The organism is uncultured Methanobrevibacter sp. (assembly GCF_900316895.1).
In the GTDB taxonomy this organism is placed as follows: Archaea; Methanobacteriota; Methanobacteria; order Methanobacteriales; family Methanobacteriaceae; genus Methanocatella.
Genome location: NZ_ONER01000057.1, coordinates 1 through 17190, shown reverse-complemented (window position 1 = coordinate 17190; position 17190 = coordinate 1). Strand labels below are relative to the sequence as shown.

The 17190-nt window shown below is 37.1% G+C and carries 15 protein-coding genes; 8 read left to right on the top strand and 7 right to left on the bottom strand.

Annotated features, from left to right (window positions below; all coding sequences use genetic code 11):
• From QZN27_RS06945 to QZN27_RS06935, 3 genes are all read right to left on the bottom strand, one after another.
• A partial coding sequence (locus QZN27_RS06945) for a class I SAM-dependent methyltransferase (protein WP_296785591.1) occupies positions 1-694 on the bottom strand: 694 nt, incomplete at its 3' end.
• 4 nt (positions 695-698) lie between these two features.
• Complete coding sequence (locus QZN27_RS06940; protein WP_296785588.1) at positions 699-1148, bottom strand: GNAT family N-acetyltransferase; 450 nt, start codon at positions 1146-1148, stop codon at positions 699-701.
• Complete coding sequence (locus tag QZN27_RS06935) at positions 1145-2155, bottom strand: aldo/keto reductase (RefSeq protein ID WP_296785586.1); 1011 nt, start codon at positions 2153-2155, stop codon at positions 1145-1147. Before QZN27_RS06935 ends, QZN27_RS06940 begins: the two co-directional genes overlap by 4 nt.
• A gap of 99 nt (positions 2156-2254) precedes the next feature.
• Here QZN27_RS06935 and QZN27_RS06930 point away from each other — a divergent pair, with 99 nt between their 5' ends.
• A complete protein-coding gene (locus tag QZN27_RS06930) occupies positions 2255-3925 on the top strand; it encodes a glutamate--tRNA ligase (RefSeq protein WP_296785584.1) in 1671 nt (556 codons plus the stop codon).
• Between the two features lie 9 nt (positions 3926-3934).
• Complete coding sequence (locus QZN27_RS06925; RefSeq protein ID WP_296785583.1) at positions 3935-4405, top strand: hypothetical protein; 471 nt, start codon at positions 3935-3937, stop codon at positions 4403-4405.
• A 17-nt stretch (positions 4406-4422) separates the two neighbouring features.
• Here the strand turns inward: QZN27_RS06925 and QZN27_RS06920 are convergent, their stop codons facing one another.
• Positions 4423-5874 (bottom strand): hypothetical protein, encoded by a 1452-nt coding sequence (locus tag QZN27_RS06920; RefSeq protein ID WP_296785581.1) that lies wholly within the window; start codon positions 5872-5874, stop codon positions 4423-4425.
• Between the two features lie 239 nt (positions 5875-6113).
• Here QZN27_RS06920 and QZN27_RS06915 point away from each other — a divergent pair, with 239 nt between their 5' ends.
• The 4 genes from QZN27_RS06915 to QZN27_RS06900 are packed head-to-tail and all read left to right on the top strand — an operon-like array spanning position 6114 to position 9158.
• Positions 6114-7349, top strand: a complete 1236-nt coding sequence (locus QZN27_RS06915) for an LL-diaminopimelate aminotransferase (RefSeq protein ID WP_296785580.1) — start codon at positions 6114-6116, stop codon at positions 7347-7349.
• Between the two features lie 9 nt (positions 7350-7358).
• Positions 7359-8051, top strand: a complete 693-nt coding sequence (locus tag QZN27_RS06910) for a DUF6882 domain-containing protein (protein ID WP_296785578.1) — start codon at positions 7359-7361, stop codon at positions 8049-8051.
• A gap of 4 nt (positions 8052-8055) precedes the next feature.
• The gene (locus QZN27_RS06905) at positions 8056-8652 is read left to right on the top strand and encodes a DUF6891 domain-containing protein (protein WP_296785577.1); all 597 of its coding nucleotides are present in this window, start codon (positions 8056-8058) and stop codon (positions 8650-8652) included.
• Positions 8649-9158 (top strand): hypothetical protein, encoded by a 510-nt coding sequence (locus QZN27_RS06900; RefSeq protein WP_296785575.1) that lies wholly within the window; start codon positions 8649-8651, stop codon positions 9156-9158. Before QZN27_RS06905 ends, QZN27_RS06900 begins: the two co-directional genes overlap by 4 nt.
• Positions 9159-9384: 226 nt before the next feature.
• Here the strand turns inward: QZN27_RS06900 and QZN27_RS06895 are convergent, their stop codons facing one another.
• Together QZN27_RS06895 and QZN27_RS06890 are read right to left on the bottom strand one after the other, a co-directional pair.
• Entirely contained in the window at positions 9385-9774 is a 390-nt protein-coding gene (locus tag QZN27_RS06895; RefSeq protein ID WP_296785573.1) for a response regulator, read from the bottom strand.
• An 85-nt stretch (positions 9775-9859) separates the two neighbouring features.
• A complete protein-coding gene (locus QZN27_RS06890; protein WP_296785572.1) occupies positions 9860-11662 on the bottom strand; it encodes a histidine kinase dimerization/phosphoacceptor domain -containing protein in 1803 nt (600 codons plus the stop codon).
• 306 nt (positions 11663-11968) lie between these two features.
• On the opposite strand from QZN27_RS06890, the gene QZN27_RS06885 reads away from it, so the two are divergent.
• Positions 11969-12988: an adenylosuccinate synthetase gene (locus tag QZN27_RS06885; protein WP_296785570.1), complete on the top strand. Its 1020-nt coding sequence runs from the start codon at positions 11969-11971 to the stop codon at positions 12986-12988.
• A gap of 18 nt (positions 12989-13006) precedes the next feature.
• On the opposite strand, the gene QZN27_RS06880 is transcribed toward QZN27_RS06885, so the two are convergent.
• On the bottom strand, positions 13007-14467 hold the full coding sequence (locus QZN27_RS06880) for a sodium-dependent transporter (RefSeq protein ID WP_296785568.1): 1461 nt from the start codon (positions 14465-14467) through the stop codon (positions 13007-13009).
• A 195-nt stretch (positions 14468-14662) separates the two neighbouring features.
• Between QZN27_RS06880 and QZN27_RS06875 the strand changes: the two genes are divergently transcribed.
• Positions 14663-17113, top strand: coding sequence for an ATP-binding cassette domain-containing protein (locus tag QZN27_RS06875; protein WP_296785566.1), 2451 nt, complete (start codon positions 14663-14665; stop codon positions 17111-17113).
• Positions 17114-17190 lie beyond the last annotated feature (77 nt).

Genomic DNA, 17190 nt, shown 5'->3' with positions numbered 1-17190 from the left:
CATCGGAATATAAATCAAGTCGGAATTTGCCGTTGTCAATGGCTTCGTCAATGCTGTCATATTGGCGATAATTGTTCAGGTCAAACCTTTCGACATTTGCATAGATTCCCATATTGAACAGTATGTTGAAGAAGTAATTGTAGTCAGGAAAATCCTCTGTCTTGATTCCAAGTTCCTTATCAAAGTCCTTTTCGATTTTCTTGTTTTCAGGTCCGAAAATTGTTATAAAAACATATTTATTTGCAATTTTATCTAGTTCGCTTAAAACTTCCTCAATCGGAATTATTCCATTCAGTGACCTTGAACAGACAACAACATCAACATCCCCGATTTCATCATATGCAATCTCTTCAATAGGTTTCAGAATTGTTTCAATATTTGAAACGCTGTTGTCTTCTGCTCTTTTTTCCAGATATTCAAGCATTTTAGGAGATGAATCAATGCCGATTACCTTTTTAACCCTTTTGGCTATTGGTATAGTGACTGAGCCCTCGCCGCAGCCGACATCCAAAACCGTGTCATTCTCATCTAAAATCAGTTTGTCAAATAATGCATCCTGATAATCGTCATTGCGGGTTCTCTTATAGAATCCGGGAGCTGCCTTGTCCCAATCCTTATCCTTTTTGTTTTCAAGCTTTTCAGCCCAGAATCCTGTCCAGTCGAGGTCATTTGGATTTTCTATACATTGCTTCATATTTTCACCAAAAATCTTTTTTCATGCAGAGAACCGTTTCATCATCTTTGAATTGCCCGAATTTGTCTGTCTTGAAGTAATCTAACTTTTCGTATAATCTGATTGCGGCATGATTGTTGTTTCCGGTCACGATATAGGAATGTTCGAATCCTTTTTCAATCACGTCCTTTTCCAGTTCCCTGATTAACCTATATGCAATCCCTCTTTTTCGATATTCCTTTTTTACGTATACCCTTTTGAATTCAACGCTTTCATCATCGAATTTCCTGTAGCTTGCACAGGCAATTGCCTCATCACTGTCCAGCATCAGGATTACGAAATGAGGATCTTTAAATTCATTATATTGTTTGTATTTTTCCAATTCGTCACCGATACGCTGGTAGTATCCGTAATCCAGCTCTTCAACAAGATTCAGGAATCGCTCATCCTTCTCGTTGGTATGTATCAGTTTCATATTATCTTTGTTCTTCCGGTCAGGACGTTTTGATAGTCTTCATAATTTTCCTTCAGTAATTCAGGAATGTCCAGTTCATATGGGCATTTGTCGACACATTCATAGCATTCGACGCAATCCAGGGTCTTTTTCATTATTTCCTGAGTTCTCTCATCCATGTTAGGCTCTGTCGGGAAACGCCTGATCCATAATGACATCCTTGCACATAGGCTGATGTTTATCTCTTCTGGGCAAGGCATGCAGTAACCGCAGCCTCTGCAGAAGTTCTCACCAAGTTCTTTCTTGTCATTTTCTATGATTGCCCTTAAATCATCGTCCAGAACGGTATGTTCATCATAAGACAGGAATTCCTCAAGTTCTGAAAGCTTTTGAATTCCCCAAATAGGCAATACATTGTCAAATTGGTTAATGTAAGCGTAACTTGCTTTGGAATTTTTAATCAATCCTCCGCCCATTGCCTTCATTGCAATGAAACCCACATCCAGTTGCCTGCATTTTTCAACCAGTTCCAGTTCATCTTTACCGCTCAAATAGGAAAATGGATATTGTAATGTTTCATATAATCCGCTGTCAAGAGCTTCATGAGCAAAAGTAATCTTATGTGTTGTTATTCCAATGTGTTTTATCATGCCGTTGTCTTTTGCTTCAAGCATGGCTTTATATAAGTCATCATCTTCCTTTGGGCAAAATGAAATGTTGTGGAATTGATGCAAATCAAGATAATCGGTTTTCATACTTTTTAAAGAAGTCTCCAAATCGCTCCAAAAATCCTCAACAGTTTCAGCACCGCTTTTACTTGCAAGGAAAATGTTTTCACGAACATCACTTAAAGCATGCCCTATCTTTTCTTCGCTGTCAGTATAGAAATGTGCGGTATCGTAAAAATTTATTCCATTTTGATATGCTGTTTGCAGGATTTCTATTGACTCCTCCATTGTGCATCTCTGGATTGGCAGAGCCCCAAATCCATTTTTATTTACATCAAGATTAGTTTTTCCAAGCCTCATTTTAGCATGCCTCTATCTTTTCTTAATGTTTATATATATTCAATTAGATAAATAATAATACTTATTTTTAAATAAAATTATTAAAATTGTGATGATTAAATGAATGATTTAGAAAAGATTATCTACAAGCATGCTTTACTCAATGCGGCTAAACATAAGGGATCTGCAAATCCTGGGGCCGTAATGGGTTCAATCATGTCAAATGAACCTGAACTTAGAAGCAGGGCAAAAGAAATCGGCCCAATGTCCGGTAAGATTGTGGCACAGGTAAATGCATTATCTCCTGAAGAGCAAGCAAGTGAAATGGAAAAATTGGGCGTGGAAGTAGAAACCAAAAAGCCTAAAGCAAAGGAAACTGGATTACAGGAGCTTCCGGGAACACATGAAAACATTGTTTTAAGATTCGCTCCTAATCCAAGCGGGCCTTTGCATATTGGACATTCCCGTGCTGCAGTTCCAAATGCTGAATATGTAAAAAGGCACAACGGTAAGCTAATCTTAAGGATTGAGGATACCGATCCGAAAAGGGTCTACGAACCTGCTTACGAAATGATTCCTGAAGACCTGGAATGGCTGGGAGTCAAGGCTGATGAAATAATCTATCAGTCTGACAGATTCGAGATTTATTATGACATTGCCCGCCAACTGATTGAAAAGGGTGCTGCCTACATGTGTACCTGTGACGGTGCAACATTCAAGGAGCTTAAGGATAACTGCAAGCCTTGCCCATGCAGAGACAACTCCGTTGAAGAGAATTTGGAGTTATGGGAAAAATTCGACACAATGCAGGCCGGTGAAGCAGTATTGAGAGTCAAAACAGACATCAATCATAAAAATCCTGCGATCCGTGACTGGGTTGCAATGAGATTGGAAGATGCAGAACATCCTCGTTTAGGCACCAAATACAGAATCTATCCTATGATGAACTTTTCAGTATCCGTTGACGATCATTTGATGGGACTCACTCATGTGCTCAGGGGAAAGGACCACCTGGCAAATACCGAAAAGCAAAAATACCTTTATGACCATATGGGTTGGGATGTTCCTGAATACATCCATTACGGCAGATTGAAGATGGAAGATATTGCGCTCAGTACCTCAAAGGCCAAGGAAGGCATTGAAGACGGCACCTACAGCGGATGGGATGACCCAAGACTCGGTACCCTGAGAGCAATTGCAAGAAGAGGAATTCAGGCCAAAACCATCTATGACCTAATCATTGAGATTGGTGTCAAGATGGCCGACTCTGCAATCAGCTGGAAGAAAATATACGGCCAAAACCGTAACTTTTTGGAACCAATTGCAAACAGGTATTTCTTCTGCGAAAACCCTCAAAAAATAACAGTTGAAGGCTACACCGAGGGCAGGGTTGACATTGAAAGGCCGTTGCATGCAGACCATATGGACAGAGGCAACAGGGTTCTGCCGTTTGACGGTGAGGTTTATCTTGCACAATCTGACATCAAGGACGGAATGTTCAGGCTGATGGATGCGGTCAATGTCGATATCAATGGTGAAGAGATCACTTATCATTCAACTTCCTTTGAAGATGCAAGGGCAGTTAAGGCCAGAATCATCCAATGGGTTCCTCTTGAGGACAATGTCAATGTCAAAATTGTCATGGATGATGCATCAATCAAAACAGGTATTGGTGAAGGTGCACTTAAAAATCTGGAAGTTGGAGACATAGTGCAGTTTGAAAGGGTAGGATTTGCAAGGCTTGATGAAATTGCCGATGATGAGTTGATTTTCTACTTTGCACACAAATAGGTGATTTGCATGACAATGTTTACAAATGGATTTTCAACACTTCTAATGCCTGAAGATTTTGACCAGATTCCTCCAAAGGATGAGTTTACAGAATTATATCTGGTAAACACTAAAATTCCAATGTCCATCAAGTTTCTGACAACCCCTACATTATCTGGGCTTCCTGAAATAATGGACGGCATCGAAAAGAATTTGGAAAGCAACGACAGGGTTGATCTTGTCGCTTCTGATTTTATTCTCATCAATGACAATCTTTATTATATGATTGTCTCATCATTTTCCGATGGTGAAAAGGAGATTCGCAGAAACGAATTCATGTATGTTGAAGACGATAATCTCTATGTCTTTGAATTCACATATCCTTATGCTGACAGGGAACTGGACGATTTCTATTTAAACATTATCCGTTCCTTAAAAATTAGTGTACCGAAATATATAGTTGAAAACGGACAGTATAGAATAAATCATGAAGAAAAATAGTGTGAAAAAAGATATATTTAATATATCTTTTTAACATCGCTTGTTTTAATTTTAATGTTTTTACCTCTGTACCTCACAGAGATATCATCACCGTTTATTGCATAAACTTGGCTGGAATATGTCTCGCCGTCATGGTTGTAGATGATTTCATCTCCTTTTTTAAGCACGACTTCATTGTTGTTTATGCTGATTTTCACATTGTCTCTTGAAGGCTTGCTTTTTATTTCACCTACTGTTGGTTGGGAAGATTCAACTTCAGGTGAATTTTGAGCCATTTTAAAGACACGTTTGGTATTTTCTTGTCTTAATTTTTGGTCATGATAATCTTCATATGTACCGTCATCAATGTCCATATATGTTTCGTTGATGATCGGTTCGTATTCATCATATTCATTCACGTTTCTGATGAATTCCTCGTCGAGGTTGTCATTTTTAGGCAGTGGAATTCCTTCCGGTTCAACATTCAATTTGTCTTTGACCTCTTTAAATAGTTTGGAACCGGTAATCTTATTTTTGACCTTATCCAAATCTTTTCTATAATCCAAGTCCATTGTATCTTCTTCAGTTTTTTCAACTTTACTTGGGGTTTTTAAAGCAGGTTCTGTTATTTCTTCTTGTTTTAACAAAGTATCAGTAATATTGTCGTCTTCGGAAATGCTTTCCACTTCTTTTTCACTTTCCTGTGATGCGGTGGTTATTGCTTCATCAATATCTTTTTGTGAAGCGAGGGAAGGTGTTTCACTTTCAACAGTTTCCTCTGTGTCTCTTTCGTCTTCATCTTCGGAGATTACTTCTTCGATTAGAGGTTCCTGTGTTTTATTTTCAACAATTTCTTCTTCTTCGGCGATTACTTCTTCGATTAGAGGTTCTGGTGTTTTGTTTTTGATGCTTTCCTTGATTTCTTTCAATTCTTCATCTTCCTCATCTTTTCTAATTGTTTGTGATTCTTTTTCCCTTTCACTGTCTTTCCTTTTAGATTCCTTAATCAATTCATCAATTGTAAATAAATCTTTCAATTCACTTGTATCCTTGTTATTTTGAGTCATAATATCCATCTGGCTTTCTTTAATTGGTTCTTGAAATTTTTTAACATTATTATCATAATTAATAAGTACCTGATTTTGAGATTCGTATTCATAACTTGTTACATTGTCTGTTTCAACTTCAGGAACAATGTATGAATCATCATTGCTTTTTGCTTCAGTACTTTTGCTAAATAAGTTTCGGTGATTTTCTTTAGGAGTATTTGGAGATAAACTACGAGGAGCATTCTTTGAAGAATTATTTTCTTTTGCATGATTACTGTTTTTTCCAATGCTTAATATATCATTTATGCCTTTGCCGCTTGGCAGTATTGATCCTTCTTCATGCTCTAATTCATCGCCTCTATAATGTAGTTTAACGACTATGATAGCTATTGCGGCGATTATTGCAATAGTTATCCAAATTAAAATAGTTATTATATTCATATTTCCCAACCCTTATTTAGTCTATATATAATATATGTTATATTCATTAATTTAAATATTTTCATAATCCCATGTTTTTGTTCAAAATACTTTTTTAATAAAATAGTATTTTTGATTGGTTAATGGATGTTCTTATTTCAATTTTTCTTTCACATTTAAACTCTAAATTTTTCTAATCATTCATTTTATATATTTCAAAAATCTAATATAAATTAGATTAATATTTTTGAGGATTAATCATGGTTGTTAAAATTAATGAAAACTATCTTAAATTAAAAAGCAGCTATCTTTTCGTTGAGGTGGCTAGAAGAGAACAAGAATTTATAAAAAATAATCCCGATGCAAATGTAATTAAAATGGGTATCGGAGATGTTACAAAACCATTAGTCCCAGCAGTTGTAGATGCATTCAGAAATGCGGTAGATGAAATGGCTGACGGCGAAACCTTCATGGGATACGGTCCGGAACAAGGTTACGGATTTTTAGCTGAAGCCATTATTAAGAATGATTATGAAAAATATGGCATTTCACTGGATACCTCAGAAGTGTTCATTAGCGATGGAGCTAAATGTGATACTGGTAACATTCAGGAAATCTTTGGCATTGACAATAAGATTGCAGTAACCGACCCAGTATACACTGTTTATGTTGACACTAATGTGATGGCCGGAAGAACTGGTGAAATGGGCGACGATGGCATGTACGAAGGTTTGACTTATCTTAAAGCCAATGCCGAAAACGGATTCATTCCGGAATTGCCTGAAGAACCTGTTGACATAATTTATTTATGTTTCCCAAATAATCCTACCGGTACCACATTAACCAAAGATCAATTAAAAGTATTTGTTGATTATGCAAAAGAGAACAAATCAATCATCCTATTCGATTCCGCTTACGAAGCATTCATCAGTGAAGATGATGTGCCTCATAGTATTTATGAAATTGAAGGTGCAAAAGAGGTTGCAATTGAATTCAGAAGCTTTTCAAAAACTGCAGGATTTACCGGAACCCGTTGTGCATACACTGTTGTTCCTAAGGAACTAAAAGGATATACTGCTGATGGTGAAGAAGTGGAAATCAATCCTTTATGGAATAGAAGACAGACCACCAAGTTTAACGGTGCATCATATCCTGTTCAAAGAGCGGCTGAAGCAACTTACTCTGAAGAAGGTCAAAAACAAATTAAAGAAGTGATTGAGTATTATATGGAAAACGCTAAAATAATTCGCGAAAGCTTAACTGATATTGGCCTTGAAGTCTATGGTGGTGTAAGCTCTCCATACATTTGGGTTAAAACTCCAAACAATATGGATTCATGGGATTTCTTTGACATTTTGTTAAATGAGGCAAATGTTATTGGAACTCCAGGTTCTGGATTTGGTCCAAGTGGTGAAGGCTATTTAAGACTCACTGCATTCAATACTTTAGAAAACACTATCGAAGCTATGGATAGAATTTCAAAATTAGAATTTTAGGTGTTATAATTGAAGATAATAGAAAAACCTGTTACAATTGAAGAAGGAGATTCATTTAAAGTACTTTTATCTAAATATGGTGCGTTGGCACTTGATAAACAAGAAAATCTATCAGAATTAATAGGTGAAGAAGCTGGAGATTTGGATATTGAAAAAGGACAGCTTACCTTTGGAGATGTTACTTTTCAAGTCCAAATTTTTGGATTTTTCATGCAAGATTCCAAACAATGGTCATGGGCATGGGATAATGAGGATATATTTGGTGAGAATCTAATAAAATCCGCTTTACAAATCAAATCCATTGGAGAGGAGTTTGACATTCCTGAATTCACTACTCCTTTATTGAATGCTACCTATGATGATTGTCATACTTTAGCAATGACTGCAAGTTCCATTTTAGCAATGGATGCTTATTATGCAGTTTCAGAAGATGGTTTGGATATTTTTGTAGGCATCAAATCTGATTTAATCAAGGAAAACGATTCTGCCAAAAAATTCAGGGATACATTTTACACTTTCCAAAAGAATTTCAATATTTATCCAAAAATCGCTTTTGAATCATATACTAAACTTAAAGGCTATGGATTTAAGCCACATGATGATTTTGCACTTGCGAAAATCGGTGAAGCACGTGTAATGGCAGGATATACTGAAAGAGGAAATGTAACTCGTCTTTTAATATTTGGTGATGATGAAAGGTGAGGATATGGATTCTGATTTGGCTGAAGAAATTGAATATATCGTAGATTTGCTTGCTAAATCAGGGTTTTTCAGTGTTGATGAAATCATAGAGATATTGGAAGAGCAATTTATCGATGAAGAAATTGATTTTTCCGATCTCAATATTTCTTTGAGTGATTCTGCTAACGAAAACTTTTCAAGGCTTGAAAATGCATTTGCAAGGATTGCACAGGAAGGCATTGTTGCCATTCACAATTGCGGCTATGACCTCAAGGAAGGTGTGGCTGATGCGTTTGAATTGCAGGTTCATCTGTTAAATAACAAGTTTGATCCTCGAGGCTTTTGCTTTTACACATTTGAAGATGTGGAATATGCTGTTTTCGATGGGTATCTGAAAATTACCTTTGGAGACTTTGAAAACGATGAAAATAATGCATTGGAGATAGGAAAAGTTGTATCCAAATATTTAAAAGATGAAAATTTCACTATTAATTGGGATGAAACTGTTAACAACCAAATTGAGATTAATCCTTTTAAGTGGGATAAATCATATGATGATGAAAAGGAATATGAAATCGAAGGGGCATATGATGTTTTTGTTAAAAACCAGGTGTTAGAATGAATACAAGATCTTTAAAATTGATTCGTGATGTTATAATTAATTCAGGTAAATGGACTTCAATAGAAATCTCTCAAGATTCAATATATGTTGGATTTAAGGATATTGAACTTGGAAATCCCAAATCAAATGAGGATATGTCCTTGACCGTTCGTTTTGCTGAAGATTCATTTTTATCCGTTTTTTACAATAACATTTGGGATGTTGATTTTTTATCAAAATATGATTATAAAAACCAATTGCTTAGTGAAGATGTATCTTTTGACGTTAAGGAAGTCAAATTCATTGACTTTGAATATCTAAATACGTTTTTCTATAACTTTAAAAGTGAAAAATCAATTTCATGTGTTGAGGATTTCAGCATTCACAATATTCGCAATGACTTTTTCATGATGGTTGAAACAAAGGATGTTGCAATTGTGGTTGGAGGAAACCAGATGGATTTCTTCACTCCATTCGAAAGGCTTGATGATGCATCATATCATCCGTTGGCATATACTAAAAAATAATTTCATATGTTTTTGCAATATCTATTGAAAATATTGATTTGATAGATATTTTAAATAACTTTTTTTTTACAGCTATTGAACTTATCAATCATTGTTTCAATCTAAAGCTAATCTGAAACGATTCCATATATGTGTTTAGCTATTGAAATTGTTGATAGGGATGTTTACCTTATCACTTCGATAAGGAATGGGCCTTTCAGGATATGGCAAGAATTCCTGTAAAACCTCATACATCAGTTATTTTTTCTGATTTTACTTTCTCGAAAGTATCTTTGAGGGTTTCGTTTAATTTGTTAAGGTCGTATGGTTTTGAAACGAATCCATATACTCCTTTGACCTTAGATTGCTCAAATGTATCGATATCTGTGTTTGCGGTTAAATAGATGATAGGTATGTTCCATTGAGATATTACTTCTGCCGCTTCAAATCCTTCCATGTCTCCTTTTAATTTGATGTCCATTAAAACAACATCTGGTCTTTTCTTTTCAGCGATATCAATCGCATCTTGTCCAGTATCCACTGTATCAATTACCTCATAGCCTATTTCCTCTAGACTATATTTTAAGTCTAATGCGGTAATAGCTTCATCTTCCACTACTAATATTCTTTCATTCATATATACTCTCTCCCTTTAACATTTCTGTTTTTATGTTGTTTTTTTAGTTAATTATTAGTTTTAATGCTTTTGATTACCTCAATCATCATTCAATTGTGTGTTCCATGGAAATAGGGAATGTTAATCTGTATCCAACTCCATTATCTTTCTGGAATAATTCGATTTTTCCGTCAAGCTGTTTTGTGAGATTTTTAATAATTTCACATCCAAGGTTTTTGGTTATGGAACTTGGGTCTGCAATTCCGACCCCATTGTCCTTATGAATCAATTGAGCAGTGTTATCATCTAATCTAGTTATCTTCTTGATTATCTTTTTGTTAGGGACGCTTTTATCTGGGAATGCATGCTTGATTGCATTCATGGTCAGTTCATCAATAACCAATAATAAAGGCGTAATCACTTCAATAGTCAGGTTCAAGTCTTCATCAACTTCAGATTCAAATTCAATTCCATCTCTCATGCCAATCAAACTTCTTAATTGACTGTCCTGGTCAACAATGTATTCTTTTAAGTTAATATTTTTGAAATCACTTGTATTATATGTTTTTTCGTGAAGAATAGCTAGTGAAGACAGTCTTGATTGCATATGGTCAATAATTATCCCTGGCTGGTCCTTATAAGCTCTTTTTTCCAGGTTCAAGAAACTGTTAAGAACTTGCAGGTTGTTTTTGACCCTATGGTGGACCTCCTTAATCAGAATTGATTGATGTTCGTAAGATTCTATTAGTTCCTGCTGTTTCTTACTCTCTTCAGTAATGTCAGTTATAAAACCTATGCTGTGGCTTGTTTCACCATATTCGAATCTTTCAAGATATATTTCAGCAATTTTTTTGTTATTTTTATCGCCATGCACGTAATAGGTTGCTTTTTCGATGAGTTCGCCTTTTTCTCCGTTCATTATTTCTTTAATTTTGTTTCGAACCCTTTTTTCTGCGATGTTTTCAATTATTGAAGTGGAATGGCGGTAAGTTTCCGGTTCTTCTTCAATGAAGTCATAGAATCCTCCTGAAAACTCATAATGTTTTATACTTAAGGGGTCAATGAGCAATGCTAATTTTTTGCTGTTTTTAAATCCTTTAAGTAAGAAATCAACAGGTCGTGTCACTTTACGGGTTGAATCTGTACTTACATCTTTAAATAATCCGTAACGGCTTAATAGATTTCCTTCTTCATCAAATTTTGAGTAAAGGTTGGCTTCGATATATTTCAATGTACCTTCCTCAGTTTTTATTCTGATGATAGTATCATAGTTGAGTCTTCCGTGATCCAATTCATCCAACAGTTTTTTGATTAATGGCTTGTCTTCAGGGATGACCCTGTCAAAGATGATGTTGTAGTATTCGTCATTCTGTTCGCGTGATCGGTTAAGGATATTGTATACTCCCTGTGTCCAGGAGTATCTGTCATTAATTTTATAGTAACTTCCGGTTTGTGAGAAATATTCAATCAGATTAGCTTTTTCATCGTATTTGCCTTCTTCATATACTACTTTAACATTTGAAAATCTTGCCAGTTTTTCGTTAAAATGATAATTGAATCTCATGAATTTGGTTTCATGTGTCTTATAAACCTCTTTGAAAGGCTCTTTTAAAACTTGATATAAACCAGGCGATACCTTACTGAGTAAACGCCCTGCAATTTCACTTTGTTTAATTTTTTTACTTATAAGAAAATTTAAGCCCAATCTGTGGATAATGTAATCATTACCATCATCAATAGGCACGAATATATCCAAGTCGCTACTGAGATGATTCAATGTTTTTTCAAATGGAGTATGGAAACTCTCATATTCCTGAGGCGCAGGTGTGTAAAGTTCCTCTTCTGTGATGTCATAGATATTAACTTCATCAAAGTCTTCCAGCTTCCTGTATGTACTTTCAATTCGCATAGTTGTTTTCCTCCCATTTTTTATGGTAGGTGAGGGTATGTTCGAAGTTGACAGGAACATTATTCCAAATCCAGTTCCAACTTCGGAGTCTAAAATTTCAAGTTTCCATCATGTTTAGTAACATGATTTCCATTAATATAGACTCCTGTTTCCTCGATTTTTTCCAGTTCTCTGCATTGTCTTTCAATGTGCATGCAAATAACATGGAGTTTGTAGACTATATAAATAGTATATATTTAACATAATATTAGTGTTATGGAAATTTTATAAAATTTTCTTACTTATTAATGTTTAAGGAGTTATTAAATGACTTGTAGTATTTTAGTTGGTGGAGCCTGGGGTGATGAAGGTAAAGGAAAATGCATCACTTACCTTTGTGACAATGATAAACCGGACATTATCGCTCGTGCAGGTGTTGGACCTAACGCAGGGCACTCCGTTGAATTCAATGGAGAAAAATATGGTTTAAGACTAACCCCCTCAGGATTTGTACACACCGATGCAAAACTCATGATTGGTGCAGGAGTTTTAGTGAACCCTGACGTATTATTTAAAGAATTCGAAGACTTGAAAAAATATAATGTTAAAGAAAGAATGTGCGTTGACCCTAGATGTGCAATAATCACTGAAGACCATATGGATAGGGATAAAAAGTCAGAACATTTGGCTAAAAAAATCGGAAGTACCGGTTCTGGATGCGGACCTGCAAATTCCGACCGTGTATTGAGGACAGTCGGTCTTGCAAAAGACACTCCCGAACTTGAGGATTATCTAACTGACGTATCCCTTGAAATCAACGAAGCCATTGATGATGGTGAAGATGTATTCATTGAAGGGTCACAAGGCTTTGCATTATCCCTCTACTACGGATCATACCCATACGTAACCAGTAAGGACACCACCGCTTCAACATTTGCAGCGGATGTAGGTGTCGGACCAACTAAAGTGGATGAAGTCATCAATGTATTCAAGGCATACATTTCACGTGTAGGTGAAGGACCTTTCCCAACTGAAATGACACAGGAGGAAGCTGAAAGCAAAGGACTTGAAGAATACGGTGTTGTAACTGGAAGACGTAGAAGAATCGGTCACTTTGACATGGAGCTTGCAAAGGAATCCTGCAGAATCAACGGTGCGACCCAAATCGCATTAACCTGTGTTGACAGATTGTTTGACTGTGCACGTGTACAGGACTACAGTGAATTGTCTGCCGAAACCAAGGCTTTCATTGATAATATAGAAACCGAAACAGGCGTTCCGGTAACCATCATTTCAACAGGTCCTGACTTGAAGGACACTATTGATTTAAGAAAAGAGTTATTATAATCTCTTTTTTCTATTTTTTTATACTATACTTTCTTTTGATTTCAGTTTATAGAATATTGTAGATAATGCCAGAACTATGACGATCAGTCCAATATCGACCATCATTTCAAATTGGTTGACGTTCATGAACAGGTCAAATATTCCAATCACCCATATTATTATCAAAAATATTGGCAGAATGTATTTTATGATTGCTGTCCAGATAGTGCCAATCTTGACTCTTGACTTTTCATTTAATACTGGAACGATTTTTTCAGCACCATAATACCATCCGAACACTACACATTGGATTGCAATCAAAAGCAATATTCCGAATTTGTTCACAAATCCGTCAACGATTCCAACAAGATAGCTGCTTATTCCACATGTAAATGCCAATGAGCATAAGCATCCTATGATGCTCAATATTGTAACCAGCTTTTTACGGCTCATATTTGATTTTGCTGAGATTGAACCTATTATCGGTTCGAAAAATGCAAAGGCGGAACTTATTCCTGCAAACAACACTGCCAAAAAGAATAATGGTGCTAAAATGCGTCCTACAACTCCCATTAAACTGAATATTTTTGGAAATACGACAAATATCAGTCCTGTGCCCTCGCTGACTAATTGTGCCAAAGGTGTTCCTGATGTCGCTGACATGTATCCGAGGATTGAAAAGACTCCGAATGCTGTAAAAATCTCAAAGCTGGAGTTTGATGCAACAACAAAGAATACGTTGTCGGTCAGCCCCTTGTTGTCCGACAGGTAAGTTGCATAGGTCAGTGCCAGGGCTTCACCAATTCCAAGTGAGAAGATTATCTGTGAGAATGCCACAATCCAGAGGTTAATGTCTGAAAGGAGATTCCAATTCGGATTAATTAACGCATCAATTCCGATACTTGCTCCAGGCAGTGTCAATGCGTAAATGACAATGATGGCCATTATGATGAATACTGCAGGTATCAATATCTTTGAGGCAAGTCCGATTCCCTTATCGATGCTTCTGTGGGATATGAACCATAATATGAACCATGAAACAATCACTCCAATGCCTACAGGAATGAAGAAATTGCCGATTTTGGAGAGATTTTCGCTGCCTCCAACATTATGCACGAAGTATGCTGCAGTATCGCTTCCCCAGCCGAAGCTGAAGCTTTTAACCAGGTAAAACAGATCCCAGCTGATGATGACCATATAATATATCAGCACGATTGAAATTGAAAAAATGAGTATCCATGAGATATATTCAAATTTGGGGTTGATCGACTTGAAAATCTCGGTAAACGACCTTTTGAATGAAAATCCAATTCCATATTCAAGTATCAGGAATGGAATTCCCATAATTGCTATTGCAAAAAAGTAAGGGATGAAAAATGCCCCTCCTCCATTGGAGTATACGATATAGCTGAATCTCCAGATGTTTCCAAGACCGATTGCAACGCCAATCATGGCGAAAATAAACGTTAGGGTCGAATCCCATTGGCCATATTCTTCCATGATTTTATATTTATTATTTGATATATTAAAAGATTTTTAATTGATGTCGATATTTGGTGTTTTTTTTACACTCTTTGCGATATTAGTTATTTAAATTTTCAGTGATGATGATTTTTTCCATGTTTGTACTTAGGTTACTATGATATTAAATGTATATTACTTTTGATGTTCAAATAGTATAACATGTACAGGGATATGATAATCATTCGAGGAGCAAGGGTTCACAACCTTAAAAATATCGATGTGGACATCCCGCTTGGAAAGATTGTAGCCATCAGCGGGGTTTCGGGAAGCGGCAAATCATCGCTTGCACTAGGGGTATTGTACTCTGAGGGTTCACGCAGATATCTGGATGCCCTGTCAACCTATACCCGAAGAAGGATTTCACAGTCACAAAAGGCGCAGGTTGATTTGATTCAGTACGTTCCCGCAGCTTTGGCGCTGCATCAAAGGCCGAACGTTCCAAACATAAGGTCCACTTTCGGAACCTCAACCGAACTTTTGAACTCCCTGAGATTATTGTATTCCCGATGCGGAAATTACTTCTGTCCGAATGGCCATATGCAGGAAGCTACTTTGAATGTGGCTCGTGAACTGCCGATAATATGTCCCGAATGTGGTGAGGAATTTTACGGCTTGGGTGCTGAAGAATATGCCTTCAATTCAGATGGAGCATGTCCCACTTGCAGCGGAACAGGCTTTGTTCGGGATATTGATTCAGCGATGCTGGTGCCGGACGTGACAAAAACACTGGAGGGAGGTGCGGTTGCTGCCTGGAATCAGTTTGGCATTTCATGGATGTACCATGTTGCAGGTGAGCTTGGAGTTCGCATTGACGTTCCATTCAGTGATTTGACCGATGAGGAAAAGGATATTGTCTACAACGGCCCACAGGTTAAAAAGTACATCAACATCCCATCCAAAAACGGAAAGCTGTTTGAGCTGAATGCGGAGTATAGAAATGCCCATCGTGCAATCGAGGAGGCCCTGAAAAATGCAAAAACCGAAAAGGGACTTACAAAAATCAATAAATTTTTAACCACTAACATCTGCAGTGATTGTGAAGGCACCAGATTAAACAATAAGGCTCGCGAAACCTTGCTTGGTGGAATCAGCCTTGACGAAGCATGTAAAATGAATTTAAATGATTTGGTTGTATGGGTTAGGCATGTTGTAAGTGAACTGCCAGGTGATGTTCGGGAAATGGCCGAAGAGATAATCGAGGAATTTCTTGACAATGCCAAAATATTGCTTGATTTGGGATTGAGCTACATTTCACTTGATAGGTCTGCAAACACCCTCTCAACCGGAGAACTGCAGAGGGTACAGATAGCAAGGACATTGAGAAGCCGCACAACAGGTGTATTGTATGTTCTTGACGAACCGTCCATTGGCCTTCACCCGAATAATGTCGACGGGCTGATAAATGTCATCAAAAGATTGGTGGAAGATGGAAATTCAATTATTTTAGTTGACCATGACACACGGATTTTAAGCATTGCCGATTATATGATTGAATTGGGTCCTGCTGCCGGAGCGGACGGAGGAAACATAATAGCAAAAGGTTCCATGGATGAAATCATGAACGATTCATCCTCACAGATTGCACCATTTTTGACAAACTCAGAAAAAATTGTCATAAGGGATAAAACAGGCGATATTTTTGAAAATGGGGCTATTAGGATTAAGACTGATGAAATACATAATGTTAAGGGAATGGATGTCAAGATACCGAAAGGAAAGCTGACGGCTGTAAGCGGAGTGTCCGGAAGCGGAAAAACAACACTTCTTTTGGAGGCTCTCTATCCTGGGATAAAGGCGCAGATAAATGGTGATGAGCTTTCAGTTGACATCAGGGACATTGACTGTGAAGGCATTAAAAAGATTGATCTGATTGACAGCGTTCCGATAGGAAAAAATGTGAGAAGCACTGTTGCAACATATTCAAAGGTCCTGGATGAGCTGAGAAGGGAATTTTCAAAATTATCTGATGAGTATAAGACTGCCGATTTTTCATATAACACCGGAAAGCTAAGATGTCCTACATGCAACGGAACAGGCACAGTGTCTATGGATGTGCAGTTTCTGCCCGATGTTGAAATGACATGTCCGGACTGTGATGGTTCAAGATACAATCCGGATATTGAAAAGACCAGATTCAATGGATTGTCCCTTGCAGATATAATGTCCTTAACAATTGACGAGGCATTGGAGGAGTTGTTCGGTCTTGAAAAGGTAACCGGCAAATTGCAAAAGCTGTCTGATTTGGGTTTGGGCTATCTGACTTTAGGTGAAGCAACTCCAAGCCTCTCCGGTGGTGAGGCGCAACGGCTCAAACTGGCCTCTGAAATTGGAAAGTCACAGAAAAATTCGGTTTTCATCTTTGATGAGCCAACAATAGGCCTTCATCCCCTTGATGTTAAAGTGCTGATTGACGTGTTTGACCATCTGATAGACAGGGGCGCCACGGTCATCGTAATCGAGCATGATTTGGATTTGATAGCCAATGCTGACTATATAATTGACATGGGGATTGATGACAGTTATGCTGCCGGTGAAATATTGGCCAGTGGAAGCTTGGATGATATCATTGAATGTGAAAAGAGCTTGACCGGAAAATATATGGCTCAAAAGGGATTGTCATAACATTTCAATTAATATTCCTCTCCCAGCCAGCCCTGATTGATGTCGGGATATCCGCATTCCTCGCAATATCCATCATA

Excerpts from the sequence above, each read along its gene's own strand:
- QZN27_RS06885 (WP_296785570.1), top strand. The coding sequence starts at position 11,969 with ATGACTTGTAGTATTTTAGTTGGTGGAGCCTGGGGTGATGAAGGTAAA.
- QZN27_RS06930 (WP_296785584.1), top strand. The coding sequence starts at position 2,255 with ATGAATGATTTAGAAAAGATTATCTACAAGCATGCTTTACTCAATGCG.
- QZN27_RS06935 (WP_296785586.1), bottom strand. The coding sequence starts at position 2,155 with ATGAGGCTTGGAAAAACTAATCTTGATGTAAATAAAAATGGATTTGGG.
- QZN27_RS06880 (WP_296785568.1), bottom strand. The coding sequence starts at position 14,467 with ATGGAAGAATATGGCCAATGGGATTCGACCCTAACGTTTATTTTCGCC.
- QZN27_RS06875 (WP_296785566.1), top strand. The coding sequence starts at position 14,663 with ATGATAATCATTCGAGGAGCAAGGGTTCACAACCTTAAAAATATCGAT.
- QZN27_RS06920 (WP_296785581.1), bottom strand. The coding sequence starts at position 5,874 with ATGAATATAATAACTATTTTAATTTGGATAACTATTGCAATAATCGCC.
- QZN27_RS06890 (WP_296785572.1), bottom strand. The coding sequence starts at position 11,662 with ATGCGAATTGAAAGTACATACAGGAAGCTGGAAGACTTTGATGAAGTT.
- QZN27_RS06915 (WP_296785580.1), top strand. The coding sequence starts at position 6,114 with ATGGTTGTTAAAATTAATGAAAACTATCTTAAATTAAAAAGCAGCTAT.
- QZN27_RS06925 (WP_296785583.1), top strand. The coding sequence starts at position 3,935 with ATGACAATGTTTACAAATGGATTTTCAACACTTCTAATGCCTGAAGAT.
- QZN27_RS06905 (WP_296785577.1), top strand. The coding sequence starts at position 8,056 with ATGGATTCTGATTTGGCTGAAGAAATTGAATATATCGTAGATTTGCTT.
- QZN27_RS06900 (WP_296785575.1), top strand. The coding sequence starts at position 8,649 with ATGAATACAAGATCTTTAAAATTGATTCGTGATGTTATAATTAATTCA.
- QZN27_RS06895 (WP_296785573.1), bottom strand. The coding sequence starts at position 9,774 with ATGAATGAAAGAATATTAGTAGTGGAAGATGAAGCTATTACCGCATTA.
- QZN27_RS06940 (WP_296785588.1), bottom strand. The coding sequence starts at position 1,148 with ATGAAACTGATACATACCAACGAGAAGGATGAGCGATTCCTGAATCTT.